Origin of the sequence: Gallaecimonas pentaromativorans, assembly GCF_003751625.1 — a bacterium.
GTDB classification, from domain to species: Bacteria; Pseudomonadota; Gammaproteobacteria; order Enterobacterales; family Gallaecimonadaceae; genus Gallaecimonas; species Gallaecimonas pentaromativorans.
The window spans coordinates 43,327-66,708 of sequence record NZ_RJUL01000008.1; the positions used below are offsets into that span (position 1 = coordinate 43,327).

At 57.4% G+C, this 23,382-nt stretch carries 26 protein-coding genes and 1 pseudogene; 18 read left to right on the plus strand and 9 right to left on the minus strand.

Annotated features, from left to right (window positions below; genetic code table 11):
* Positions 1 to 96 precede the first annotated feature (96 nt).
* The 4 genes from aroK to EDC28_RS14780 are packed head-to-tail and all read left to right on the plus strand — an operon-like array spanning position 97 to position 3,906.
* Positions 97 to 612: a shikimate kinase AroK gene (gene aroK, locus EDC28_RS14765; protein ID WP_050659215.1), complete on the plus strand. Its 516-nt coding sequence runs from the start codon at positions 97 to 99 to the stop codon at positions 610 to 612.
* A gap of 4 nt (positions 613 to 616) precedes the next feature.
* A complete protein-coding gene (aroB, locus tag EDC28_RS14770; RefSeq protein WP_123422130.1) occupies positions 617 to 1,699 on the plus strand; it encodes a 3-dehydroquinate synthase in 1,083 nt (360 codons plus the stop codon).
* 8 nt (positions 1,700 to 1,707) lie between these two features.
* Complete coding sequence (locus EDC28_RS14775; RefSeq protein ID WP_123422131.1) at positions 1,708 to 2,976, plus strand: SPOR domain-containing protein; 1,269 nt, start codon at positions 1,708 to 1,710, stop codon at positions 2,974 to 2,976.
* A 33-nt stretch (positions 2,977 to 3,009) separates the two neighbouring features.
* Complete coding sequence (locus EDC28_RS14780; RefSeq protein WP_123422132.1) at positions 3,010 to 3,906, plus strand: Dam family site-specific DNA-(adenine-N6)-methyltransferase; 897 nt, start codon at positions 3,010 to 3,012, stop codon at positions 3,904 to 3,906.
* On the opposite strand, the gene EDC28_RS20515 is transcribed toward EDC28_RS14780, so the two are convergent.
* The 4 genes from EDC28_RS20515 to EDC28_RS14800 all read right to left on the minus strand — a co-directional run bounded on the left by EDC28_RS20515 (position 3,817) and on the right by EDC28_RS14800 (position 6,703).
* Positions 3,817 to 4,020, minus strand: a complete 204-nt coding sequence (locus tag EDC28_RS20515; protein WP_083445882.1) for a DUF2970 domain-containing protein — start codon at positions 4,018 to 4,020, stop codon at positions 3,817 to 3,819. The genes EDC28_RS14780 and EDC28_RS20515 overlap by 90 nt on opposite strands.
* Complete coding sequence (locus EDC28_RS14790; RefSeq protein WP_123422133.1) at positions 3,998 to 4,216, minus strand: hypothetical protein; 219 nt, start codon at positions 4,214 to 4,216, stop codon at positions 3,998 to 4,000. The genes EDC28_RS20515 and EDC28_RS14790 overlap by 23 nt, the downstream gene beginning before the upstream one ends.
* Before the next feature lie 119 nt (positions 4,217 to 4,335).
* Complete coding sequence (locus EDC28_RS14795; RefSeq protein ID WP_148049860.1) at positions 4,336 to 5,010, minus strand: TorF family putative porin; 675 nt, start codon at positions 5,008 to 5,010, stop codon at positions 4,336 to 4,338.
* A gap of 241 nt (positions 5,011 to 5,251) precedes the next feature.
* Entirely contained in the window at positions 5,252 to 6,703 is a 1,452-nt protein-coding gene (locus EDC28_RS14800) for an NAD-dependent succinate-semialdehyde dehydrogenase (protein ID WP_123422134.1), read from the minus strand.
* A 108-nt stretch (positions 6,704 to 6,811) separates the two neighbouring features.
* Between EDC28_RS14800 and rpe the strand changes: the two genes are divergently transcribed.
* From rpe to EDC28_RS14835, 7 genes are all read left to right on the plus strand, one after another.
* Entirely contained in the window at positions 6,812 to 7,486 is a 675-nt protein-coding gene (rpe, locus tag EDC28_RS14805) for a ribulose-phosphate 3-epimerase (protein WP_123422135.1), read from the plus strand.
* Positions 7,483 to 8,139 (plus strand): phosphoglycolate phosphatase, encoded by a 657-nt coding sequence (locus EDC28_RS14810; RefSeq protein WP_123422136.1) that lies wholly within the window; start codon positions 7,483 to 7,485, stop codon positions 8,137 to 8,139. Before rpe ends, EDC28_RS14810 begins: the two co-directional genes overlap by 4 nt.
* Before the next feature lie 2 nt (positions 8,140 to 8,141).
* Entirely contained in the window at positions 8,142 to 9,146 is a 1,005-nt protein-coding gene (gene trpS, locus EDC28_RS14815) for a tryptophan--tRNA ligase (protein WP_050659224.1), read from the plus strand.
* Positions 9,147 to 9,310: 164 nt separating this feature from the next.
* Positions 9,311 to 9,862, plus strand: coding sequence for a hypothetical protein (locus EDC28_RS14820; RefSeq protein WP_211355743.1), 552 nt, complete (start codon positions 9,311 to 9,313; stop codon positions 9,860 to 9,862).
* A gap of 138 nt (positions 9,863 to 10,000) precedes the next feature.
* Entirely contained in the window at positions 10,001 to 10,630 is a 630-nt protein-coding gene (locus EDC28_RS14825) for a PepSY-associated TM helix domain-containing protein (RefSeq protein ID WP_123422137.1), read from the plus strand.
* 12 nt (positions 10,631 to 10,642) lie between these two features.
* Entirely contained in the window at positions 10,643 to 11,143 is a 501-nt protein-coding gene (locus EDC28_RS14830; RefSeq protein ID WP_123422138.1) for a DUF2271 domain-containing protein, read from the plus strand.
* A gap of 2 nt (positions 11,144 to 11,145) precedes the next feature.
* Positions 11,146 to 11,943 (plus strand): DUF4198 domain-containing protein, encoded by a 798-nt coding sequence (locus EDC28_RS14835; RefSeq protein ID WP_123422139.1) that lies wholly within the window; start codon positions 11,146 to 11,148, stop codon positions 11,941 to 11,943.
* Positions 11,944 to 12,028: 85 nt separating this feature from the next.
* Here EDC28_RS14835 and EDC28_RS14840 read toward each other — a convergent pair whose 3' ends face one another.
* Positions 12,029 to 13,198 carry an MFS transporter gene (locus EDC28_RS14840; RefSeq protein WP_123422140.1) on the minus strand — a complete coding sequence of 390 codons (1,170 nt, stop codon included), beginning with the start codon at positions 13,196 to 13,198 and terminating at the stop codon, positions 12,029 to 12,031.
* Positions 13,199 to 13,292: 94 nt separating this feature from the next.
* Here EDC28_RS14840 and EDC28_RS14845 point away from each other — a divergent pair, with 94 nt between their 5' ends.
* Positions 13,293 to 13,787: an Lrp/AsnC family transcriptional regulator gene (locus tag EDC28_RS14845; RefSeq protein ID WP_008482778.1), complete on the plus strand. Its 495-nt coding sequence runs from the start codon at positions 13,293 to 13,295 to the stop codon at positions 13,785 to 13,787.
* A gap of 296 nt (positions 13,788 to 14,083) precedes the next feature.
* Here the strand turns inward: EDC28_RS14845 and EDC28_RS14850 are convergent, their stop codons facing one another.
* Complete coding sequence (locus EDC28_RS14850) at positions 14,084 to 15,040, minus strand: transposase (RefSeq protein WP_123422141.1); 957 nt, start codon at positions 15,038 to 15,040, stop codon at positions 14,084 to 14,086.
* 276 nt (positions 15,041 to 15,316) lie between these two features.
* A pseudogene (locus tag EDC28_RS14860) lies at positions 15,317 to 15,892 on the minus strand (IS630 family transposase); the annotation flags it as partial.
* Positions 15,893 to 16,073: 181 nt separating this feature from the next.
* Here EDC28_RS14860 and EDC28_RS20025 point away from each other — a divergent pair.
* Positions 16,074 to 16,463 (plus strand): hypothetical protein, encoded by a 390-nt coding sequence (locus tag EDC28_RS20025; RefSeq protein WP_148049861.1) that lies wholly within the window; start codon positions 16,074 to 16,076, stop codon positions 16,461 to 16,463.
* Positions 16,464 to 16,664: 201 nt separating this feature from the next.
* On the opposite strand, the gene EDC28_RS14865 is transcribed toward EDC28_RS20025, so the two are convergent.
* Entirely contained in the window at positions 16,665 to 16,913 is a 249-nt protein-coding gene (locus EDC28_RS14865) for a hypothetical protein (RefSeq protein WP_211355744.1), read from the minus strand.
* Between the two features lie 164 nt (positions 16,914 to 17,077).
* Between EDC28_RS14865 and EDC28_RS14870 the strand changes: the two genes are divergently transcribed.
* The 5 genes from EDC28_RS14870 to EDC28_RS14890 all read left to right on the plus strand — a co-directional run bounded on the left by EDC28_RS14870 (position 17,078) and on the right by EDC28_RS14890 (position 22,510).
* Positions 17,078 to 17,641: an anthranilate synthase component II gene (locus EDC28_RS14870; protein WP_123422144.1), complete on the plus strand. Its 564-nt coding sequence runs from the start codon at positions 17,078 to 17,080 to the stop codon at positions 17,639 to 17,641.
* 226 nt (positions 17,642 to 17,867) lie between these two features.
* Positions 17,868 to 19,085, plus strand: coding sequence for an aspartate aminotransferase family protein (locus EDC28_RS14875; RefSeq protein WP_198174011.1), 1,218 nt, complete (start codon positions 17,868 to 17,870; stop codon positions 19,083 to 19,085).
* Positions 19,086 to 19,145: 60 nt separating this feature from the next.
* Complete coding sequence (gene astA / locus EDC28_RS14880) at positions 19,146 to 20,171, plus strand: arginine N-succinyltransferase (RefSeq protein ID WP_050659233.1); 1,026 nt, start codon at positions 19,146 to 19,148, stop codon at positions 20,169 to 20,171.
* Positions 20,172 to 20,174: 3 nt separating this feature from the next.
* Positions 20,175 to 21,635 (plus strand): succinylglutamate-semialdehyde dehydrogenase, encoded by a 1,461-nt coding sequence (gene astD / locus EDC28_RS14885; protein ID WP_123422145.1) that lies wholly within the window; start codon positions 20,175 to 20,177, stop codon positions 21,633 to 21,635.
* Positions 21,635 to 22,510: a DUF1338 domain-containing protein gene (locus EDC28_RS14890; RefSeq protein WP_336391548.1), complete on the plus strand. Its 876-nt coding sequence runs from the start codon at positions 21,635 to 21,637 to the stop codon at positions 22,508 to 22,510. The genes astD and EDC28_RS14890 overlap by 1 nt, the downstream gene beginning before the upstream one ends.
* Positions 22,511 to 22,552: 42 nt before the next feature.
* On the opposite strand, the gene EDC28_RS14895 is transcribed toward EDC28_RS14890, so the two are convergent.
* Positions 22,553 to 23,293 (minus strand): substrate-binding periplasmic protein, encoded by a 741-nt coding sequence (locus tag EDC28_RS14895; protein ID WP_050659236.1) that lies wholly within the window; start codon positions 23,291 to 23,293, stop codon positions 22,553 to 22,555.
* Positions 23,294 to 23,382: the final 89 nt, after the last annotated feature.

The window sequence follows — 23,382 nt, forward strand, 5'->3', positions numbered from 1 at the left end:
CAATTGCGATAATCCGCCGTCACCTAACGACCTGTGGGGAACTTTCACCAGGGCGTTCCGCCCCCTGTTTCAGATAGCGAAGACGTAATCACCAATATGGCAGAAAAACGCAATATCATTCTTATTGGCCCCATGGGGGCTGGCAAAAGCACCATTGGCCGTCAACTTGCCCAAGATCTCCATCTGGAATTCTACGACTCAGACCATGAGATAGAGCGCCGCACCGGTGCTGATATCAACTGGGTGTTTGATGTCGAGGGTGAAGATGGTTTTCGCAAGCGCGAATGCAGTGTTATTGAAGAGCTGACTGAGCTGCAGGGCATTGTCCTGGCCACCGGTGGTGGTGCCGTCATCAACAAAGATACCCGCAACCGCATTTCCGCGCGGGGGATCGTGGTTTACCTTGAAACCACCATCGACAAACAGTTGGCCCGTACCCAAAAAGACAAGCGTCGCCCGTTGCTGCAAAAAGGCGAGCCGAAGGACACCCTGGTCCGCCTGGCAGAAGAGCGTAACCCGCTGTACGAAGAAGTGGCCGATATCGTGGTTCGTACCGACGATCAAAGTGCCCGCAGCGTGGCCAGCCAAATCATCGACCAACTGGGTTTCTAACGTTATGAAAAGACTGGATGTAGGCCTTGGTGAGAGAAGTTATTCGATACTCATAGGCCTAGGGTTGCATCCCAGTCTTAAAGATCAGGTTCAGGGGCGTTCGGTTGTTGTTGTTAGCCAGGCGCCCCTGGCCGGTCACCTGCAAACCCTGAAATCTTTCCTGGGGGACGCCCCCAAATCCCTGACCTGCTTTGAACTGCCCAATGGCGAAGGTGCCAAAAACCTGGGTGAGCTTGAGCGCCTCATCGGCTGCCTGATTGAAGCTGGCCTTGGGCGTGACGGTATGCTTATCGCCCTAGGTGGCGGTGTGGTAGGGGATATCACCGGCTTTGCGGCTGCCTGCTACCAGCGGGGCATGGATTTTATCCAGTTGCCCACCACCTTGTTGTCTCAGGTGGACTCGGCAGTCGGCGGCAAAACCGCCGTCAACCATCCGCTGGGCAAGAACCTTATCGGTGCCTTCCATCAGCCCCAGGCGGTGCATGTGGATCTGCACTGGCTCGATACCTTGCCAGACAATGAAATGTCGGCCGGTCTTGCCGAAGTCATCAAATACGGTGTCATTGCCGATGCCGATTTCTTCCAGTGGCTTGAGGCCAACATGGCCGGGCTGAGAGCCAAGGATAAAACCCTGCTTTCTCATGCCATCGCCACCTCTTTGGCCATCAAGGCCGACATCGTTGCCCAGGACGAGCGCGAGCAAGGGGTACGTGCCCACCTCAATCTTGGCCACACTTTCGGTCATGCCATCGAGGCTAATCAGGGCTATGGCAACTGGCTCCACGGCGAAGCTGTCGGCGCCGGTATGCTGATGGCGGCCGAACTTGCCAAGTCCAGGGGGATGCTGGATGATGAGCAGCTGATGCGCCTTTACCGTCTGAATAAGGCTGCCGGTTTGCCCCTCAAAGGGCCAGCCCAAATGACGCCGGAGCAGTACCTGCCGCTGATGATGCGTGACAAAAAAGTACTGGCCGGCAAGTTGCGACTGGTATTGCCAAAAGGCCTGGGTCAGGCTGTTGTGGTCAGTGACGCCACTGAAGCGGAGATCCTGGCTGCCATCGCGGCTGTTCAGACGGCCAACCATTGAGTTGAGCTATGCCAAATGCCCTTGAGGCCCTGCTAAGCCGGATCCAACACCTGCTGCATTTTGGCCAGGACCCCGTGGTGGTCATCGAGCCTGACAATGCCGACCGAGGCCTACTGATCAACCGTCTGCTGGATAAACTCCCCGACGGCCAAGACGTGGCCCTGCTGCGTTACAAAAAGTCCCCGGGCATGCGCAAACTGCGCACCGACATCCTTTCCCAGTGGTTCTCAGACCCCGTTATCAACCCGGACGATACCCTTGCCGAGAGCTACCTGCGCCTGTCACAGCAAGGCGCGCAGCGGCTATTGATTGTTGACGGCTCCTGCCCTCTGGAAGCCGATATCTTCCGAGAGTTTCTTGCCCTTAGCGAACATACCGACGACCAAATGGGCCTGCTGGTGATCGCACCCGACACTGCCGCGGTTCCGGCGCTGCGCTGGCAACCTATCTGGCTGGGCGACATCGGCCAGAAGGAAGCGCCAGCCAGTGCCGAAGCCAAGTCTAAAAAGCCCAAGCCGCTGCTGCTGATTGTGGCGGCCGCCCTGATGTTGGCGGTGGTTGTGGTGGCCACCCTTTATAAAGGCAAAGAGGCCGACACGCCGCAATCGGTATCGGTGCCGTTACCTGGAGTGACCGGCAATGCCAGCCCTGGCGCCGTGGCCTTGACGCCGCAACCGGTACAAAACAGCACCTCGGTGCCCAATGCGACTCATATCGAGCCAGAGTCTGAGAAGCCAGCGGCACCGCCGCATATGAACGCCGAGCAGCGCAAAGACATGGCCGAAGCCCGGGCTGACATCATCCATGTCGATGCCAATAGCGCGCCGGCTGCAGAGCCAACTGCCACTGCGCCCACTGCCAGCGAGCAACAGGCAGAGGCTGAAGCGGCTGACCCTCAGCCAAAACCGCAAGTGGCCCAGCAGCCCAAGCCGGAGCCAAAACCCGAGCCAGCCAAGCCTGCCCCGGCCAAAGCCGACCCTAAAAATGACACCTGGCCTGCCGGTATCCCTGACAGCCACTACGCGCTGCAACTGATTGCCGGGCAAGATAAGGGCAAGGTTCAGGCGGCCATGGCCGGGCAAGGTGTCAGCGACTGGCAACTGGTGAAAACCCGCCGCAACGGCCAGGATTTTTACCTGGTGGTGCAGGGTAACTACGCCAATCTGGACGCCGCCAAAGCGGCCGTTGCCAAGCTGCCGGCCACCTTTCGCAAGGCTGGGGCTTGGCCCAAGCGCTATGACAAAATCAAGGCAGAAATTAAGGCTGGCAAAGGCTAGAATGGCGGACTGTCTTTACCTCTATTGGCCCTCATGAAGAAACACCGTGCCTTTTTAAAATGGGCTGGCGGCAAATACTCGCTGGTTGACGATATTCGCCGCCATCTTCCCGAGGGTGAGGTATTGGTGGAACCCTTTGTGGGCGCCGGCTCGGTGTTTCTTAACAGCGATTTCGATCGCTACGTGCTGAACGATATCAACCCGGATTTGATAGCCCTCTATCAGCACCTGACTGCCGACCCTAACCGTTTTATCCGCGACGCCCGGCAGCTGTTTACCCCAGCCACCAACCAGCGAGCGGTTTACTACCGGCACCGGGAGCAGTTCAACGCCAGCCGCGACAGCTACCAGCGCTCCTTGCTGTTTTTGTACTTAAACCGCCATGGCTACAACGGCCTGTGCCGTTACAACCGCAAAGGCGGCTTCAACGTACCCTTCGGCTCTTACAAGGCGCCTTATTTTCCCGAAGACGAGCTGGGCTTTTTTGCAGAAAGGGCGCGCCGGGCCGTATTTACCTGCCAGCATTTTGTCAGCGCCATGCACAACGCTGGCAGCCGCCACGTGGTGTATTGTGACCCGCCCTATGTGCCGCTTTCGGTGACCGCCAGTTTCACCACCTACGCCAGCCCGGGCTTTACCCTCGACGACCAGGCAATGTTGGCCAAGACGGCGCTGGAATCGAGCCGCCGCGGGGTGTCGGTGCTTATCTCCAACCACGACACCGAGCACACCCGCTGGCTTTATCGGGACGCCACCCTCAATACGGTGCAGGTAAAGCGCAGCATCAGCCGCAACGGCAGTGGCCGGCAAAAAGTGGGTGAGCTTCTGGCCCTGTATCGCTCAACCGAGCACCAGGCTCACCAGCAGCCAGAGCAGCAGAACGAACAGCACCACACCGACAATGCCGCCGATGATGTAAGGCAGGGGTGATTGCGAGGCGAAATCCTGGGCATGGCGCTGACTGCTTTGCACACCAAAAAGGGCGCCTGCAATACTCAGGAAAAGGTTGGAGCGGGGTTTGTTACTTTTTGACCTGCTGGCCATTTTCGTGACGGGTTACCAGCTCGAGCAAGTCCAGAAAGTGCATCTGCACCGAACCGCTTTTACCGATCAACCACTGTCCCCAGCTGACCTGGGCTTCTGACTCTTCGCTGCTGGCAGCGGGGCGGGCAAGCCAAACGGCCATGGAGGCCAGCAAAGCAACGATCAGACCCAGCGCGGCGGCTTTTCTGATTGGCATTCTGTCCTCCTTAAGCAATTGGCTAAACAGTTGCTGAGTATACCCAACTGTTTAAATCCTGGCCAATAAAAAAGGGGCCAAAGGCCCCGAGCGGTCAAATCGACACAAGGATGGGAAAATCAAAAGCTGGCGGTAAGGCCGAACAGTATCTTGCCTTCGGTGGCGTGGGCCTTATCGTTGTCCTGATGCCAGCTGTAGCCCACAAAGAGGCTTTGGTGCTGGCTAAGGGCATAACCCAGTTTGACGGCGGCGTCGGCGTAGGCCTTGCCATAAGCCCAATAATCCGGGGAATAGCGTTTCTCACCGTAATTCTTGTAGCCGGCGTGCAATTGCAGCTGCCAGTTGTCATTGAGGGGCAGGGCCTTGTTCAGCTCGTAATAGTTGTGGCCATAGTCCCAGTCGTGGCGGGCTGAGAGATTAAACCAGGGCGTCATCAGGGTGACCGAACCTTCGGTTTGATGGTTGCTGCCACCGGGGTAATAAAAGCGGGCCAGGCGAAAATCGAGCGCGTAATCGGCATTGAGCTGATAGACATAGCCGCCCCACCAGTCAATCTCGCCACCGTCATCGCCGGACGTTCCCCACAGCCCCACATAGGCGCCGCTGTCGTGGGCGATATCAATATATCCCTGCACCACCGGATCGTTAGACGAGCCGCTGACACCACGGGAGACATAGTTGTTGGCGAAGGTAATGGCCTGGCTGACTTGAATGTGATCGTTAATCTCGTCGGCGTGAACTGCGAAAGCGCTGGCAGTCATCGCCAGGATAAACGGCGTATACGTCTTGAGCACGTCGTTCCCTATAACTTAAAGTGGTAATACCAATTTACCTTTAAGGAAAAAGGCGAAGGCGGACTTTACTTGAAAAAAAGGGGGCGATGCAATTGGCAAATCGACAGGAAGGAGGAGTTTGTTTAGCTAGTTGTCGATGTTTTACGGGAAGTGAGTGCTTATGATGAAGCTAAGTTGCGGCCCCGGTTGATAAAATGCGCATTGGTCAGGCCAATGGCTATTTTGGGGCCGCCTTGAACAATTATTTACCCAGCCCGGCCAGGCACAGGTATTTCATTTCCAGATATTCATCCAGGCCGTATTTGGAGCCTTCCCGGCCCAGCCCCGAGGATTTGACGCCACCAAAGGGGGCCATTTCGTTGGAGACCAGCCCGGTATTGATGCCCACCATGCCCGATTCCAGCTGTCCGGCGACCCGGAACACCCGCGCCAGGTCCTGGCTATAAAAGTAGGCAGCTAGGCCAAAGGGGGTGTCGTTGGCCATGGCAATGGCCTCGGCTTCGTCCTCAAAGGGAAAGAGCGCCGCCACCGGGCCGAAGGTTTCTTCTTCGGCTATCAGCATTTCCTGGGTCATGCCGCTTAACAAAGTCGGCTCGAAGAAGCTGCCGCCACGGCTATGGCGCTTGCCGCCCATATGCAAGGTGGCGCCTTTGTCTAAGGCGTCTTTGACGTGGGCCTCGACTTTCTCAGCTGCTTTTACATCAATCAACGGGCCTGTAGTCACTCCCGCTTCGGTGCCGGCGCCCACCTTGAGGGTGTGCATGGCCTGTTGCAGCTTTTCGGTAAAGCGCTCCATCACCTTGTCGTGGACATAAAAGCGGTTGGCGCAGACGCAGGTTTGCCCGGCGTTACGAAACTTGGCGGCCATGGCCCCTTCAACGGCGGCGTCGAGGTCGGCGTCGTCAAAGACAATAAAAGGCGCGTTGCCGCCCAATTCGAGCGACAGCTTTTTGATGTCGTGGGCGCATTGCTCCATCAACAGGGCGCCTACGGCGGTAGAGCCGGTAAAGGAGAGCTTGCGCACCTTGGTGCTGCTGGTGAGCACCTTGCCGATGCTGCCGGAATCCCCGGTAACCACATTGAATACCCCGGCCGGAATTTTGGCGCGGTGAGCAAGCTCGGCCAGTGCCAGGGCCGTTAGCGGCGTTTTTGATGCCGGGCGAGAGACCACGGTGCAACCGGCGGCCAGAGCCGGGGCCACCTTGCGAGTGATCATGGCGGCAGGGAAGTTCCAGGGGGTAATGGTGGCAACCACCCCCACCGGCACCCTTTGTACCAGCAGCTGCTGGCCGGCTTGCGGTGCGGGGATGATGTCGCCATAGGCGCGCTTGGCTTCTTCGGCAAACCACTCTACAAAGGAGGCGGCGTAGGCGATTTCGCCGCGCGCCTCGGCAACAGGTTTGCCTTGCTCGGCGTTCATGATTTGGGCCAAGTCCTGCTGGTTGCTCATGATGAGTTCAAACCAGCGGCGCAGTTTTTGGCTGCGTTCCTTGGCGGTCATGTCCCGCCAGGCGGGCAGGGCGTTGTGGGCGGCGTCGATGGCAACTTTCACATCGGCTTCGCTCAGGCTCGGTACCTGGGCCAGTACGCTGCCGTCGGCGGGGTTGGTCACTTCAAAGGTCTTGCCGGCTTGCTGCCATTGGCCGTCGATATAGGCCTGGGATTTAAGTAACTCGGGGTCGCGTAATTGCATACTGCCTCCTTGTTCACTACCGCCAGACCATAGCAAAGTCCGGCTTCATTACCCATGAACAGCATCGCTTGGTTTACAATAGCGCCGGACTGAATCTGGAGCCTGCCCATGAAAGACTTTTTGATTGCCCCCTCTATTTTGTCGGCCGACTTTGCCCGCCTGGGTGAAGAGGTCGCCAATGTGCTGGCTGCCGGCGCCGACGTGGTGCATTTTGACGTCATGGATAACCACTATGTGCCCAACCTCACTATCGGGCCCATGGTCTGCGAGGCGCTGCGCAATTACGGCATTAAGGCTCCCATCGATGTGCACCTGATGGTCAAACCCGTGGACCGCATCGTGCCGGATTTTGCCAAGGCTGGCGCCAGCATCATTACCTTTCACCCAGAGGCCTCCGAACATGTCGACCGCACCCTGGGCCTGATTAAAGACAGCGGCTGCCAGGCCGGCCTGGTGTTTAACCCCGCCACCCCGCTCCATTACCTCGATTACGTGATGGACAAGCTCGACGTGATTTTGCTGATGTCGGTCAACCCCGGCTTTGGCGGCCAGTCTTTTATTCCCGGCACCCTCGACAAGCTGCGCCAGGTGCGCCAGCGCATCATTGATAGCGGCCGTGATATTCGCCTGGAAATAGACGGCGGCGTCAAAGTGGACAACATCGGTGAAATTGCCGCTGCCGGTGCTGATATGTTCGTGGCTGGCTCCGCCATCTTCGGCAAGCCTGATTACCAAGCGGTGATCGACGCCATGCGTAGCGAGCTGGCCAAGGCCTCTGCATGATAAAAGCGGTAGCGTTCGATCTTGACGGCACCTTGGTGCACAGCCTGCCGGATCTCGCCTGGGCCGCCAATGCCATGCGCCGCCAGTTGGGGCTGGCGGCGGTCAGCGAGGCAACGGTGGGCCAATGGATAGGCAACGGCATTAAAAAGCTGGTGGAGCGGGCCTGCGCCGAGCTTGGCGAGCCGGCCAACGCCCTGGCGCTGTTCGAATCGGCCTACGAGGGCCACCTGGCGGTGGATTCCACTCTGCTGGCCGATGCTATCGCGGTGCTGGCCGAGCTTGAGGCGCGCGGCTTCAAGCTGGCGCTGGTGACCAACAAGGCCACCCGTTTTGCGGTGCCGTTGGTGCGTGAATTGGGCCTTGAGCCTTACTTTGAGCACCTGCTGTGCGGCGACACCCTGGCCGCCAAAAAGCCCGATCCTTTGCCGCTCATCTGGCTGTGCCAGCAGTGGCATATCGCCCCTGGCGAATTGATGCTGGTGGGCGACTCGAAAAACGACATCCAGGCTGCCCAAGGGGCCGGCTGCGTCTCGGTCGGCTTGACGGGTGGTTACAACTACGGGGAAGATATCGGCCTTTGTCACCCCGATTTTATTATTGATTCGTTGGCGCAGCTCAAAACGCTTGGCGCCCTGCAACAGAGGTACAGTTAGTCATGTCCAAACCCATTGTCTTGAGCGGCGCGCAACCCTCCGGCCAGCTTACCCTTGGCAACTATCTGGGCGCGTTGCGGCAGTGGGACCAGATGCAATCTGACTACGACTGTCTTTATTGCATCGTCGACCTGCACGCCATTACCGTGCGCCAGGACCCGAAAAAACTGTACGAGGCCACCCTCGACAGCCTGGCCCTGTACCTGGCCTGCGGCATCGACCCCAAGCGCTCCAGCGTCTTTGTGCAATCCCACGTGCCCGAGCACGCCCAGTTGGCCTGGGTGCTCAACTGCTACACCCAGTTTGGCGAGCTGTCGCGCATGACCCAGTTTAAGGACAAGTCCGCCCGCTTTGCCGACAACATCAACGCCGGCCTCTTTACCTACCCGGCGCTGATGGCGGCCGACATCCTTTTGTATCAGGCCAACCAAATCCCGGTCGGCCAGGACCAAAAGCAGCACCTGGAGCTGTCTCGCGATGTGGCCTTCCGCTTCAACAACCTCTACGGCGATGTGTTCACTGTTCCCGAACCCTTTATTCCCAAGGTGGCGGCGCGGGTGATGAGCCTGCAAGACCCCACCAAGAAGATGTCCAAGTCTGACGACAACCAGGGCAACTTCATCGGTCTCTTGGAAGATCCCAAGGTCATTACCAAGAAGATCAAACGCGCCGTTACCGACTCCGACGAGCCGCCATTGGTCCGTTTTGATGCCGAGAACAAAGCCGGTGTCTCCAACCTGCTGGGCATTCTCTCTGCCATCAGCGGCAAGAGCATCGAAACCCTCGAAGGCGAGTTTGAAGGGCGCATGTACGGCCACCTTAAAGGCGATGTAGCCGACGCCGTGGTGAACTTCCTTGAACCTTTGCAAGCCCGTTACAAGGAGCTGCGCGAAGACCGCACCACCCTTGACGCCATCATGCGCGCCGGGGCCCAAGAAGCCAGCGCCCGCGCTGCCCAGACCCTTAAAAAGGTCTACGAGGCCGTGGGTTTTGTGCCCCGCCCCTAAGCCGGGTTTTTATTGAAAAGGCGCCGTTTGGCGCCTTTTTTTATGCTTGGTTGAAATACAAGACATTCAGGTTATTCAGGATTTTCACGTGATATGTCGCCTAGCTACTTCAAAGGAACATTTCGCAACAATGCTGCCGCATTCCAAAGAAGGAGTCGTACCCCATGTCTCGTCTGTTTCCGTTACTCGTTGGCCTGATGCTGCTGGGAGGCTGTGCCAGCCATTATCATTATGATGTCGATCCTACCCCCCTTAAAAAGGGGGTGACACATTATCGGCTTAAAGATGTGCAAGTGAATCTTACGCTAGGCCATGGCGCCATACCTGGCGATACAACCTTTGCCCCGGAGCAGCAGTTGCATAAAGAGTTTGTCGACGCTCTTACCGATGCGCTCAAGACGAAGGGTATTCTTGCTGCTCCCGGTGACAATGATGTGGCAGAAGTGGTTGCCTCTATAGACTTCGAACGAACGTTCAACATCGGTGGCCACGCTCTTAACAAGCCCATACTGTCCGACCTGGTAAAAATTGAGCAGAATGGCCAACAGCTGGCTAGTTTTGGGCACAGTAAGTACACCACTAAATACTCTTATTTCGAAGATCTGGCCGTCAACGCCAAGATCACTGTTTTCCAATGGGGTGCTGAAGATGAGCCGAGAGATGTAAAACTGGTGGCTGAAAGCATCGTTAATGATATCGCTGCCCTTGGTAAATGAGCTTGAGCAACTATCCAAATGAAAAGGCGCCGTTTGGCGCCTTTTTTTATGGCTTTTATCGAAAGTGGTTCGCTCGAAGGTGAAAATGACAATGGTTATCAGTTATCATTTGCGCACTTTGGCTAACCCACTTTGTCGATGCGCCTTTCCAAACGTCAGCAATGGCTGCTTAAAAACATCCGCCTTATCCATATCTACAGCTCCATGGCGGTGCTGCTGGCGCTGCTGTTCTTTTCCCTGACCGGGATCACCCTCAATCACGGCGACTGGGGCAGCGATGCCGGCAAGCATTACCGGGAGCTGGAACAGCGCCTGCCAGAAGGGCAATTCCCCACGGCGCTACCGGCCGGTAGCGACCAGCGCCGGGCCTTGGCGGCCCGGCTGCGCCAGTGGTTGGAACAGGCTTACGGCATGCCGGGGGGCGAACTCACCCAAACCTTTGACGAGTCAGAGCAGCGTATCGAGCTGGATATCAAGCGCCCCGGCGGTTATGCCCTGGCCGACATCAACCTGGCCGAGCAGCAGTTTTACCTGGTGGACGATTTCGCCGGTTACCTGAGCCTGGCCAACGATCTGCATAAAGGCCGCCACGCCGGTGGCAGCTGGCGCTGGCTGATTGATGTGGTGGCGGTTATCTGCGTGCTGTTCGCGCTGAGCGGCTTTTACCTGTTGTGGCGGCAATTGTCGCGCCGTAACGCCGGGCTGCTGACCACCCTGTTCGGGGGCCTGCTGATGGTGCTGGCCTTTTTATTGTCTTCCCATACGTAGAAGGAGCCTCTTATGGTCAAGGGCCTGTTATTGCCCGTGCTGCTGTGCAGCAGTTTGCCGCTGGCCGCCACGCCAAGCCTGGATATCAGCCTCGGCGTGCCCAGCATCGACACCCACGAATACCAACGCCCCTATGTGGCCGCCTGGATTGAGGATGCCAACGGCAAGCCGGTGCGCACCCTGGCGCTGTGGCGCGGCGAAGACGACTGGCTCAAGGATCTGCGCGCCTTTTGGCGCAAGGTCGGCCGCCGCGACAGCCAACTGGTGGACGCACTCAGCAGCGCCACCCGCCTGCCCGGCAACTACCAGCTGAGATGGGACGGTAAAGACGACAGCGGCCAACTGCTGCCCGACGGCGACTACAGCATCTTTTTTGAGGCAGCCCGCGAGCACGGCGGGCGCAGCATCCTCAGCGAGAAGCTGCATTTTGCCGGCCAGGCATTCACCAAAACCCTGGCCGCCAAGCCCGAGCTTGGCCCGGTCACCCTCTCTTATCCTGCAAGGAGCAACTAACCATGAAACTGCGCCACCTCTTGGCCGGCTTTGCCTTTGTCAGCGCCGCCGCCAGTGCCCACACCGTTTGGGTGATGCCAAGCCAATACACTCTCTCCAGTGACAACACCTGGATTGAGGTCACCGTCACCGCCGGCAACATGACCTTCGTGGTCGACAAACCGGTCAGCGCCGACAACCTCAAACTGTTCGGCCCCGACGGCAAGCAACAAACCATTGCCTCCCACTACCAGGGCAAACGCCAGTCCCTGGCCGAGGCGCTGCTGAAAACCGACGGCACCTACCGCCTGGAGCTGTCCGGGGCGCCCCGTTACATGACCTTCTATAAAGAAGGCGACGAGCGCAAACGCCTGTTCCTAGATAAGCAACAAGCCAAGGCCAAGCTGCCAAAAGACGCAACCGAGGTGCAGACCATGCAGGTTGTCGGCAAGGCCCTGGCCTTTGTCACCGTCAACGGCCCCACCGACGCTCCTCTCAAGGCCACCGGCCATGGCCTGGAAGTTACCTTAAGCAAACACCCTGCCGACATCGTTGAAAAAGAGCCGGTGACCTTCACCTTCACCCTGGACGGTAAACCCGTTCCCAAGCTGGAAGTCACCTTGTCTCACGGCGGCGAGCTGTACCGTAACGACCCAGGCCGCCAGCACCTGGTCACCGACGCCAAAGGCAAACTCACCCTGACCCCAAGCGTTGCCGGCCGCTACCTGCTGGAAACCGGCCTGCAAGGTAAAGCCGACGGCATCAAAGCCGACCGCCGCCGCGATAACCTCACCCTGACCTTCGAAGTGGGTTTGCAATAAGGCCGATAAAAAAGGCGCCTAAGGGCGCCTTTTTCATCTGCTGAGCCTGGCCTATCTATGGCCCAGTGCCGTGCCTGTTGCTCGATTATGCCAGGCAGGCCGTTCGCTCACGCTTCGTTATCCAACCGGCGAGCAGGGCCAGCAGCAAAGCGCCGAGGGACAGCAGGGCACCGGCCCAGTTAGGGGAAGCCAGGCCAAAGCCAGCCGCGATGGTGGCGCCGCCAGCCCAGGCGCCAAGAGCGTTACCAAGGTTGAACATGCCGATATTGACTGAGGCCGCCATGGTCGGAGCGCCTGCCTTGTTGGCCCTGTCCATGACCAATTTCTGAATTGGGGAAACCGTAGAAAAGCCAAAGGCGGCCATTAGGAAGATGGACAAGGAGGCCACAACTGGGTTGTCGGCCCAAAGCCAAAACGCAAACAGTACCGCAGCCTGTGCAGCCAGCGAAATGTAGAGTGTTTTAAACAGCGCCCGGTCAGCAAAGCGACCACCAATGCTGTTACCCACCACCAGGCCCAAACCGAACAAGATCATTAGTTTGGCGATGCCACTTTCACTAAAGCCAGCCTGCTCCATCATCATGGGAGCAATGTATGTAATAGAGGTGAAGAAGGCTGCAGGGCCAAGCACCGTAATGCCCATGGTCAGTAGCACCTGCGGATCGGTGAAGGCACTCAACTCTATTTTTACCGAGAATCGTTCGCCATTTTTGATATTCGGAACCATCAGTAGCACGCCCAGTATGGTCAGTAGGCCGATACCGGCAATGATCCAAAAAACCAACCGCCAGCCTGCTACCTGAGCCAACCAGGTACCCACCGGCACACCCACCAGATTCGCCAGCGTCAGCCCTGAAAACATCAAGGCAATGGCACTGGCCTGGCGGTTGGGGGCCACCAAAGATGCGGCAATGATAGAGCCGATACCAAAAAAGGCGCCATGGTTGAAGGATGTCAATAGCCGCCCGGCTAATGCGACAGTCAAGGTCGGGGCTATCGCGGTGATGATGTTGCCAAGGGTGAAAAGGGTTGCCAGACCAATGAGCATCTTCTTACGTGGCACCCTGGAACCGAGCACCGTCAACAAGGGGGCTCCCACAAATACACCCAAGGCATAGACGGTAGCCATCATTCCAGCCTGAGGAATGTCGATGCCGAATCCCGATGCTACCTGGGGTAGGATGCCGGCGATGACGAACTCCGTCATGCCGATACCGAAAGCGCCTACCGCTAAAGCCAATAGAGCAATGGGCATGAATAACCTCCAATAGAAACTTAATTTAAGCTAACCAAATTCTGTATTTTTCGAATTATCCAGAATAAGGTTCTGCTGTGAAGGAGGTGTTTTGATGTCAGATAAAGAAAGAGATGAGGTTCGGCAAAGACGCCACAAACCGGTGGAACTGGATGACATTGACCGAAAAATATTAAGGGAGCTGGCAAAGGATGCATCCCAGAGTTATGCCGAACTGAGCCAGTCAGTGCATTTGTCTACCGCTGCCGTTCATGACCGGGTGAAAAGACTCAAACGGGATGAAGTGATCACCGGCACCGTTGCTCGCCTCGATGGATGCAAGCTAGGCCGTACCTTGTTGACCTTTGTTCTGGTTGATACCAGTAGCTATGCGGCAACCCGTGAACTTCTGGCATTCAACGTCAGGCCTGATGTGGAGGAGATCCACAGCGTCGCCGGCGACTCGAGTGTGATGATAAAGGTGCGTGCCAACGACACAGAATCATTGGAAGCCTTTCTGATGGAGGTACAACGCTTGGAAGGGGTGCGGTCGGTACGAAGCTATATCGCGCTTTCTACTTTTCTCGAACGCGGCCCAATACCTGACTGATGGCCTTCGATCACGCTTAGTGGCGGTGAGAAGACGAGGCTGCTTGGACTATTTCATTAGCGGTGGGCTTCGGTGACAATAGCGCCCCTTGCTCGGGTACTAAGGTAATAAAGGACATCCATCTTCTGAGTAACTAAAAGTCCAGTTTTCGCATTGCATCGACAGTGCGGCATTAATCAGCCTTGAGGGTGTTTGCTTCGCGCTGACACCGCGTTTTGTTGTTGAAAACACAAATCCAAGTCGAGCGAGATTGTCAGCGGGGGCCGAAGGTCTGTGAGCGTGGCGCTGTGAGGGGATTAAGCGGCTTTTATTGGTGGGCCGACCACGTGCCGTCGATGATGGGCTTTGGCATAGGCACTTTGAGCCTGTTTTTGGCCAATCACAGAGCCTCGGGAAAGCTGGTGCTGGCCCAGGGCGATAAGGAAGCTGTCGGCATCAAGGCCTAAGCGTTCCAAAATGGCAGGTGTTTCTGGGGTGATGAAGCCGCGCTTGTCTTCTCGTTGTGCGCGGCCTGTCCAATCCACCAAGGCCAGGTAATCGGCCAACGCAAAGGGAATGCCCTTGGGGCTGTCTTTAAACTGGGTGACAAAAGGCAGTAGTGCAGGCTTTGTTCCGTCGTCACTATTAAGCCGTGCTGAGAGTGACACATCGGCTGAGGCTTCCGGGGTATCCACTATCTTGGCTCGAAGGGGATTAAGGTCCACATACGCCATGCAAGCCAGTAAACCGGCTTCATCCAAAATGGCTTGCGACTTAAACCGCGCCTCCCAAAACCGGCCTTTACACTTGTCTTCTTCATTGGCCTTGCGGGCAATGTGCTCGTTCAAACAGCGCATAAACCAGGACAGGTCACAGAGCCGCTGCCGCAACGTATCGATATGTGACCGCGCCACAATCCGCTCAGCCTCACAAGTTAACTTACCCGCCCGATAGCGGCTGATGAGCAGTGGTAAAGCAAACAGCAGCTCCCAACGGGCCATTACCGCGTCATCGTCTAACACCGCTGCCGCTTTGGCATCCACATGCACCACCAAGTGGTAATGATTGGACATCACCGCATAGGCACAAAGCTCGATGGTAAAGACTGATTGCAATACCTTTAGCCGCTCCATCACCCACGCCTTGCGGTGACTGAAATCCTGGCCGGTGACAGTGTCTTTGCCACAGAGAAAGGCGCGGCGAACACAGCGACCAATGCAGTGGTAGTAGGGCGTGTCGTTCACCGACACCAGTTCAGCACGAGGACGGGTCATGGCCAGAGCCTTTATCAAGAGAGGGGTCTTTCAAGGCTAGTTTTTGCGAGGCAATTTCGCCATGATGGGGTGGGTGTCCTCTATTACTTCTATTGCCACAGAGAAAGGCGCGGCGAACACAGCGACCAATGCAGTGGTAGTAGGGCGTGTCGTTCACCGACACCAGTTCAGCACGAGGACGGGTCATGGCCAGAGCCTTTATCAAGAGAGGGGTCTTTCAAGGCTAGTTTTTGCGAGGCAATTTCGCCATGATGGGGTGGGTGTCCTCTATTACTTGTCCGCTCCCATTTTCGGGTTGAGGTGGATATCCACTTCATCTTCAAAGAACACCGGATGCTTGTGGCTGCACTGGCTAAGGGCCTGTTCGATAGCCTGCATCTTCTCGGCTTTATAGGGATCTTTGATATGCAACGTTGGCGCGGCCCGGCGCCAGACAATGCCGATACGAGGCAGCCAGCGGCGGACGGTGGATGCGCACAGAGTGCTATTGAGCATCCTATTGATTTCCATAGCCAAGAGTTCGGTGCTCCAACGCGAACGTTGGTAGCCGAAGTCCGTTGGCGTGAGCGCGGTCAAGGCCTTGAGCAAGGCGGTGATATGCGCGTAGGGCAAACGCCGACGGCGTCCCGCCTGCAAGCTTTCCAACCCATCCAGGCCTGCTTCTTGATACCAATCCAACCAGCGACGCACCGATGAACGTCCAGCGGCCAAGAGCGCGGCGGTGGAGGACACGGAATGCCCCTTATCCAACAAGAGAATGGCGTTGAGCCTGCGGCAGAGGGCCTTGTCTAAGGTGTGATGGAGACGCGAGGTCAGTTCACGTCGTTCGGTGGCGTTGAGTAGTGGTAGCATGGCGAGAACCCGGTGTCCGGCGGTAGGTTTTTGTTTGGCGACAGATCTGATCGCACAAACGGACCCGGGTTCCCTTCCTTGAGTGATCTACTATTCGGAACAGTTATTTAGTTTTCACGAGGCAATTTCGCCATGATGGGATGGGTGTCCTCTATTACTTTAAATTTACTAAAGGTGAAAAATGAGTTGTTTAAAAAATATAATTTCTGACTCCGTGGGGGGGGCTTTAAATACATTATTTAGTTCAGTATGTGGACACAATCCTCATGCAACTCTATCTCAGAAGGAGGATCTTTTTTTCAAATGCATATATGAATTACTTCTGTCTGAGAAAGTGAAGTTTATAAGGTTCGGAGCTGATTGCTACAGCTCTCCTGACAATCCAAAGCCTTCATTAACTATTGATGATGAGAATGCAATTTGGAATGATAGTCCTGAAGTTATAGTTGGGAAGATACGTTCTCTTTGGCCAAGAAATATAGTGGATGAGGATGATCCGGAATTGATATTTTATCTTATTGGTACTCTTCCTGGGATCATTTGGTATGATGAAAACGGTAATGTGATTTAGGGAGATAAAGATAACAGGGGACATCCATCTTCTGAGTAACCAAAAATCCACTTTTCGCATTGCATCGACAGTGCGGTATTAATCAGCCATGAAGATGTTTTTTCACGCTGATACCGCGTTTTATCGTTAAAAACGCAAATTCAAGGCGAGCGAGATTGTCAGCGGGTACTGAGGGTCTGTGAGTGTGGTGCTGTGAGGGGATTAAGCGGCTTTTATCGGTGGGCCGACTACATGCCGTCGATGATGGGCTTTGGCGTAAGCACTTTGCGCCTGTTTGTGGCCAATCACCGAGCCACGGGAAAGCTGGTGCTGGCCCAGGGCAATAAGGAAGCTGTCGGCATCCAGGCCTAAGCGTTCCAAGATGGCGGGGATTTCTGGGGTGATAAAGCCGCGTTTATCTTCTCGTTGTGCCCGACCGGCCCAATCCACCAGCGCCAGGTAATCAGCCAATGCAAAGGGAATGCCCTTGGGGCTGTCTTTAAACTGGGTTACTGACCCTGACCTTCGAAGTGGCTTTGCAATAAATCAGGCCGTTAATGACAGGGCACCCCAGGGCGTCTTTTTCGCAGGCAATGCCGGTGGTAGCATGGGCGCCCCTCTTGAGGTAGGCGCCCATGCTGCTGGTTATCGACAACTACGACTCCTTTACCTACAACCTGGTGCAGTATTTCCAGGAGCTGGGGCAGCAGGTGGGGGTGGTGCGGAACGATGCGGCAACCTTGCGCGAGCTGGAGGCCATGGGCCCGAAGCGGTTGGTTATCTCCCCCGGCCCCTGCTCGCCAAATGAGGCGGGTATTTCCCTGGCGGCTATCGAGCATTTTATGAGCCGGCTGCCGGTGCTGGGGGTATGCCTTGGCCACCAAGCTATCGCCCAGGCCTTGGGCGGGCAGGTGGTGCGGGCGCCCAAGGTGATGCACGGCAAAACCTCGCGAATCGACCATGACAACAGTGGCCTCTTTGCCGGGTTGCCCAATCCCCTTACTGTGACCCGCTACCACTCCTTGCTGGTTGAGGCGCAAAGCCTGCCGGCGCCGCTGCGGGCCAATGCCTGGACCGAAGAGGGCCTAGTTATGGGCTTTGCCCACCGGGAGCTACCACTGCACGGCGTGCAATTTCACCCCGAAGCCATCCTCACCGAAGCCGGCCACGAACTGCTGGCCAACTTCCTGGCCCTTTAAGGGCATTTTTGCCGACTTGTTAGCAAATTAGCCTGGCTAATGTTTCATTATCTTGGATAAGCAAAATTTTTTGCGACAATCGGGCAGGCCAGTTATCTAAGGGTAAGACGCCCAAGACAGTGCCTGAGTCCTTTGAAATAATCAGGCCACCGTCCTGCCCGGCCCGCGGGGGCAAGCCTTTTACACTCTCTCTCCCCTCGCTGGCGCAACCCATTGGAGAATCAATATGTCCGAGCAAATGTCTGTCAGTCGTGCCACGTTCGATGAAGTGATGGTCCCCAACTACAACCCGGCGGCCATCATTCCTGTTCGTGGTAAAGGTGCCCGGGTATGGGACCAGGAAGGCAAAGAGTTTGTGGATTTCGCCGGCGGCATCGCCGTTAACGTGCTGGGCCATTGCCACCCGGCGCTGGTAGGCGCACTGAAGGAGCAGGGCGAGAAGCTCTGGCACCTGTCCAACGTTATGACCAATGAGCCGGCCCTGCGCCTGGCCAAGAAATTGACCGATGCCACCTTCGCCGAGCGCATCTACTTTGCCAACTCCGGCGCCGAGGCCAACGAAGCGGCCTTCAAACTGGCCCGCCGTTACGCCCTGGACCACTTCGGTGAAGGCAAAGACCAGATCATCTCCTTCAACAAGTCCTTCCACGGCCGCACTTTCTTCACTGTGACTGTGGGTGGCCAAGCGGCTTACTCCGACGGTTTCGGGCCCAAGCCTGGCGCCATCGACCACCTGGATTTTAACGACTTGGCCGGTCTAGAGGCGCTTATCAGCGACAAAACCTGCGCCGTGATCATGGAGCCGATGCAAGGCGAGGGCGGCATCATCCCCGCCGAACAAGCCTTTATCGAAGGGGTGCGCGCCTTGTGTGACAAACACAACGCTTTGCTGGTGTTCGATGAAGTGCAAACCGGTATGGGCCGCTCCGGCCACCTGTACGCCTACCAAAAATACGGCGTGACCCCGGACATCCTCACCTCTGCCAAATCCCTGGGCGGCGGCTTCCCCATCGGCGCCATGCTGACCACCGCCAAAATTGCGGCCAGCCTGAAAGTGGGCACCCACGGTTCTACCTACGGTGGTAACCCCCTGGCCTGCGCCGTTGCCGAAGCGGTACTGGACGTGGTGAACACCCCGGAAGTGCTGAGCGGCGTGAAGCAGCGCGAAGCCTGGTTCCGCGAGCACCTCGAAGCCATCAACGCCAAGTACAACGTCTTCAAAGAAGTGCGAGGCATGGGCATGTTGCTGGGCGCCGTACTGAACGACCAATACCAAGGCCGCGCCCGCGATTTCCTGACCGCCGCCGTTGATCAGCAGCTGATGGTGCTGGTGGCCGGCATGGATGTGGTGCGTTTTGCCCCGTCGCTGGTGATTAGCGAAGAAGACATCAAGGAAGGTATGGCCCGCTTCGAGCGCGCCGTGGCCAAGGTGGTCGGCGCCTGAGCCGACTTGGGCGGCGCGCTGCGCCGCCCTTGTGACTCACACCAATCTTAGGAGCCATCTATGCTGGTTATCCGTCCTATTACCAGCCGAGATCTGGTCGCTCTGCTGCGCATCGCCGAAGAATCCGGCGTTGGCTTTACCTCACTGCCGGTCAACGAAGAACGGCTGGCGGCGAAGATCGCCCATTCAGAAGCCTCCTTTGCCCTGAGTGACAGCCAGTGCCAGTCCGGCGAGCAAGGTTACCTGCTGGTGCTGGAAGACACCGACACCGGCGAAGTGGTGGGCACTACCGCTTTGGAAGCGAGGGTCGGCCAGACCGACGCCTTCTGGCACTACCATCTGGGCAGCGCGGTGCATTCATCGCCCTCCCTTGGGGTGCATAAAGAGCTGAAAACCCTGAGTTTGTGTAACGACTACTCCGGGGTTTCAGAGCTGTGCACCTTGTTTTTGAGCGAGAGCCACCGCCAGGGTTACAACGGCAAGCTGCTCTCGAAATGCCGCTTTATGTTCCTGGCCGAGTTTCGCGACCGCTTCTCGGATGTGGTGATCGCCGAGATGCGCGGCGTCTCTGACGCGCAAGGCAAATCGCCGTTCTGGAGCTGGCTGCAAGAGCACTTTTTCGACATGGAATTCCCCCAGGCCGATTACCTTTCCGGCCTTGGCAAGAAGACCTTTATCGCCGAGCTGATGCCGCGCCACCCCATCTATGTGGACATGCTGCCCCAGGCCGCCCAAGCCGTAATTGGCCAGGTGCACGACAAAACCCGCCCGGCCCTTAAGCTTTTGAAAGCTGAGGGCTTTCGCTGGCGCGGTTATGTGGATGTCTTTGACGCCGGCCCCACTGTCGAGTGCGACATCGACCATATCAAGGCCATTCGTGAAAGCGAGCGGCTGGAAGTGGCCATTGGCGACGCCTCTGAAGGCGTGCAGACCATGATCGCCACCACCCATATTCAGCAATTTCGCTGCACCCTGGCCCAGGCCTGCCACCGTAAAGGCGACCTGGTGATCGACCAGGCCACCGCCGACGCCCTGGGCGTCAAAGCCGGTGACTGGGTGCGCGCCATTGCCTTTGAGAAGGAGTAACCCATGAGCCAATTGATTAACGGCCAATGGCTGGCCGGCGAAGGCCAGGCTTTGCGTTCCCTCAACCCCGCCGATGGCCAAACCATCTGGGAAGGCCAAGCTGCCTGCCCAGCGCAGGTGGACGCTGCCGTGGCTGCCGCCCGCAGCGCCTTTGTGGCCTGGGCTGACCAATCGGTTGAAGCGCGCCTGGCCATCATCAATGCCTTTGGCGAGCAGCTTAAGGCCAACAAAGAGGCCCTGGCCCGCACCATCGCCGAAGAAACCGGCAAGCCGTTCTGGGAAACCCAGACCGAAGTGGCGGCCATGATTGGCAAAATCGCCATCTCTACCCGCGCTTATGAAGAGCGCACCGGCCTGGTGGAAAACGACGTGGCCGGTGGCCGCGCCTATATCCGCCACAAGCCCCATGGCGTGGTAGCGGTGTTTGGCCCCTATAACTTCCCTGGCCACCTGCCCAACGGCCACATGGTGCCAGCGCTGATTGCCGGTAACACCGTGGTGTTCAAGCCTTCCGAGCTGACCCCGAAAACTGCCGAGCATACCTTGAAACTGTGGCAAGCCGCTGGCCTGCCGGCCGGGGTTATCAACCTGGTGCAAGGGGAGCTTGAAACCGGCAAGGCTCTGGCGGGCCACGCGGGTATCGACGGCCTGTTCTTTACCGGCTCGTCCAACACCGGCCAACTGCTGCACAAGCAGTTTGGTGGCCGCCCGGAGAAAATTCTGGCCCTGGAAATGGGCGGCAACAACCCGCTGCTGGTGCGCGACGTGGCCGATATCAAGGGCGCCGTGCACGAGATCTTGCAATCGGGTTATATCTCCACCGGCCAGCGCTGCACTTGTGCCCGCCGCCTGTTCGTGCCCAAGGGCGCCAAGGGCGATGAGTTGGTCAGCGCCCTGGTTACTGCCGTTAACGCCATCAAGGTCGGCGGCCAGTTCGATGAAGAGCAGCCCTTTATGGGCCCGCTTATCTCCGAAAAAGCGGCCCTTGGCATGGTAGCGGCCCAGGACAACCTCAAGGCCCTGGGCGGCGAGGTGCTGGTGGAGCTCAAACACCTGCAAGCCGGTACCGGCCGAGTGAGCCCGGGCCTTATCGACGTTACGGCGATCAGTGACCTGCCTGATGAAGAATACTTCGGGCCGCTGCTGCAGCTCATTCGTTACAGCGATTTCGATGCCGCCATTGAGCAGGCCAACAACACCCGCTACGGCTTGTCTGCCGGGCTGTTGGCCGATAGCCGCGCCGACTGGGACTACTTTTTCCGTCGTATTCGTGCTGGTATTGTCAACTGGAACAAGCAGACTACCGGTGCCTCCGGTGCCGCGCCCTTCGGTGGCGTGGGCGCCTCCGGCAACCACAGGCCCAGCGCCTACTATGCAGCCGATTACTGTGCTTACCCTGTTGCCAGCGTGGAAGCGGAGGCAGTCAGCGCCCCAGCCACTCTGGCCCCCGGCCTGAGCCTGTAATGACAATAAACGGCAGCCTAGAGCTGCCGTTTTTACAACGAGAAGAGGTTCGTATGCACAAGGACATCAATACCCTATTTGAGTGCCTCTGGAATAACTACCTGGAGGTTACCCCCAGCGCCAAGAAGGTGCATCAGCTGCTGGCCAGCTCCGAGCAGGGCGACGACATCATCAACGACCACGTCGCTTTTCGTACCTTCAACATCGGCAAGGTTGGCCTGGATAAATTGGCCGCCCACTTCCTGGCCCTGGGCTACGAAGAAAAAGGCGAATACCACTTCGAAGCCAAGAAGCTCTACGCCAAGCACTTCGAGCATCCGGACGACACCCAGCCCAAGGTGTTTATCTCCGAGCTTTTGGTAGAAAAATGCAGCCCGGCGCTGCAGGCCCTGGTGCACAAGATGGTCGAGCAGGTGGACGCAGGCGCGGTAAGTGCCGACGACTTCCTCTACTCCGGCACCCACTGGCAGGTGTCTCACAGCGATTATGAAGCCCTGCTGGCCGAGAGCGAGTACGCGGCCTGGATGGCGGCCTACGGCTACCGCGCCAACCATTTCACGGTGTCGGTTAACCACTTGAGCAACTTCGAGACCCTCGAATCGGTGAACCAGGCGCTTAAAGATGCCGGTTTCACCCTCAACACCTCCGGTGGCGAAATAAAAGGCAGCCCCGAAGTGTGCCTGGAGCAGTCTTCCACCATGGCCGACAAGGCCGAGGTGAGCTTCACCGATGGCAAGGTTGCCATCCCCAGCTGCTTCTACGAGTTTGCCCGCCGCTACCCCCTGGCAGACGGTAAGCTCTACACCGGCTTTGTGGCGGCCAGTGCCGACAAGATTTTTGAAAGCACCAACGCCAAGGTGCAGTGCAACGCCTGATTCCTCAGGCAAGAAAAAGGCCGCTTTGAGCGGCCTTTTTTGTTACTCCACGTCGTATTTTTTCTTCAGCTCCCGCCACTTGCCGGAGCGCATCAGCTCCATGCGGCCCTGATTGAGCCACTCGACCAGCTCGGGGCCATTGCGTTTGTTGGAGCAGGCCACGTAGAGCGGCACCGGTTTGGTGAAGGCGCCAGCGTCACGGAACAGCTTACCGAGATCGTGGGTTTTGATGTAGTTGAGCATCTCCCGCTGCGGCGAGGCGATAACGTCGATTTCACCGAAGCGCAGCTGGCGCACCAACTCGTCCATGCCAGCGTTGTCGGAGATTGCCTTAAGTTGGCCGGGCTTGAATTTTTTCAGCGGCTCCAGCGCCGCTTCCATCCGTGAGCCCTTGATCACCCCCACCCGGCGGCTTTGAAAGCTGCTTAAGTCTTCGTACTTGAGGGGATCTTCGGTGCGCACAAAAAGGTGCGGCGACATCACGGTCCAGGCCTCGGAGGTGAAGTTGAGATCCGGCGCTTCCGAGGTATGAATACCCAGCAGGCAGTCATAGAGGCCGCTTTCGCCACCGGCGATCATGGCGTTCCAGGGAACCATCTTGTAATCGGTTTGCTCGCCATGGCTGGCTAATATCGCCTCGGTTGCCTCCACGAAGAAGCCGGGATGGTCGGTGCCGGGCGTGCCGGTAAAGGGATAATCGTCTGGCCCCCTCAGACGCAATTCGGCGGCCTGGGCTACGCCGGCCGCCATCAGTAGTACCAGGGGAAAGATCTTACTTTTCATTGGTGTACTCCTAGAGCCGCTGGTCAGCTTTATCTTAGGCGATAGCGCTGTCGCTTGGTACTTTGCTTTTAAAGACGTAGGCTTAAGAA

Bases quoted from the DNA above. Each gene is read 5' to 3' on its own strand.
- EDC28_RS14800 (WP_123422134.1), bottom strand. From the start codon at position 6,703: ATGCAATTACGCGACCCCGAGTTACTTAAATCCCAGGCCTATATCGAC.
- EDC28_RS14830 (WP_123422138.1), top strand. From the start codon at position 10,643: ATGGTCAAGGGCCTGTTATTGCCCGTGCTGCTGTGCAGCAGTTTGCCG.
- EDC28_RS20025 (WP_148049861.1), top strand. From the start codon at position 16,074: ATGAGTTGTTTAAAAAATATAATTTCTGACTCCGTGGGGGGGGCTTTA.
- aroB (WP_123422130.1), top strand. From the start codon at position 617: ATGAAAAGACTGGATGTAGGCCTTGGTGAGAGAAGTTATTCGATACTC.
- EDC28_RS14825 (WP_123422137.1), top strand. From the start codon at position 10,001: ATGCGCCTTTCCAAACGTCAGCAATGGCTGCTTAAAAACATCCGCCTT.
- EDC28_RS14775 (WP_123422131.1), top strand. From the start codon at position 1,708: ATGCCAAATGCCCTTGAGGCCCTGCTAAGCCGGATCCAACACCTGCTG.
- trpS (WP_050659224.1), top strand. From the start codon at position 8,142: ATGTCCAAACCCATTGTCTTGAGCGGCGCGCAACCCTCCGGCCAGCTT.
- rpe (WP_123422135.1), top strand. From the start codon at position 6,812: ATGAAAGACTTTTTGATTGCCCCCTCTATTTTGTCGGCCGACTTTGCC.
- EDC28_RS14835 (WP_123422139.1), top strand. From the start codon at position 11,146: ATGAAACTGCGCCACCTCTTGGCCGGCTTTGCCTTTGTCAGCGCCGCC.
- EDC28_RS14845 (WP_008482778.1), top strand. From the start codon at position 13,293: ATGTCAGATAAAGAAAGAGATGAGGTTCGGCAAAGACGCCACAAACCG.
- EDC28_RS14810 (WP_123422136.1), top strand. From the start codon at position 7,483: ATGATAAAAGCGGTAGCGTTCGATCTTGACGGCACCTTGGTGCACAGC.
- EDC28_RS14870 (WP_123422144.1), top strand. From the start codon at position 17,078: ATGCTGCTGGTTATCGACAACTACGACTCCTTTACCTACAACCTGGTG.
- EDC28_RS14875 (WP_198174011.1), top strand. From the start codon at position 17,868: ATGTCCGAGCAAATGTCTGTCAGTCGTGCCACGTTCGATGAAGTGATG.
- astD (WP_123422145.1), top strand. From the start codon at position 20,175: ATGAGCCAATTGATTAACGGCCAATGGCTGGCCGGCGAAGGCCAGGCT.
- EDC28_RS14820 (WP_211355743.1), top strand. From the start codon at position 9,311: ATGTCTCGTCTGTTTCCGTTACTCGTTGGCCTGATGCTGCTGGGAGGC.
- EDC28_RS14780 (WP_123422132.1), top strand. From the start codon at position 3,010: ATGAAGAAACACCGTGCCTTTTTAAAATGGGCTGGCGGCAAATACTCG.
- EDC28_RS14890 (WP_336391548.1), top strand. From the start codon at position 21,635: ATGACAATAAACGGCAGCCTAGAGCTGCCGTTTTTACAACGAGAAGAG.
- EDC28_RS14850 (WP_123422141.1), bottom strand. From the start codon at position 15,040: ATGACCCGTCCTCGTGCTGAACTGGTGTCGGTGAACGACACGCCCTAC.
- EDC28_RS20515 (WP_083445882.1), bottom strand. From the start codon at position 4,020: ATGGCCAGCAGGTCAAAAAGTAACAAACCCCGCTCCAACCTTTTCCTG.
- EDC28_RS14790 (WP_123422133.1), bottom strand. From the start codon at position 4,216: ATGCCAATCAGAAAAGCCGCCGCGCTGGGTCTGATCGTTGCTTTGCTG.
- EDC28_RS14895 (WP_050659236.1), bottom strand. From the start codon at position 23,293: ATGAAAAGTAAGATCTTTCCCCTGGTACTACTGATGGCGGCCGGCGTA.
- astA (WP_050659233.1), top strand. From the start codon at position 19,146: ATGCTGGTTATCCGTCCTATTACCAGCCGAGATCTGGTCGCTCTGCTG.
- EDC28_RS14840 (WP_123422140.1), bottom strand. From the start codon at position 13,198: ATGCCCATTGCTCTATTGGCTTTAGCGGTAGGCGCTTTCGGTATCGGC.
- aroK (WP_050659215.1), top strand. From the start codon at position 97: ATGGCAGAAAAACGCAATATCATTCTTATTGGCCCCATGGGGGCTGGC.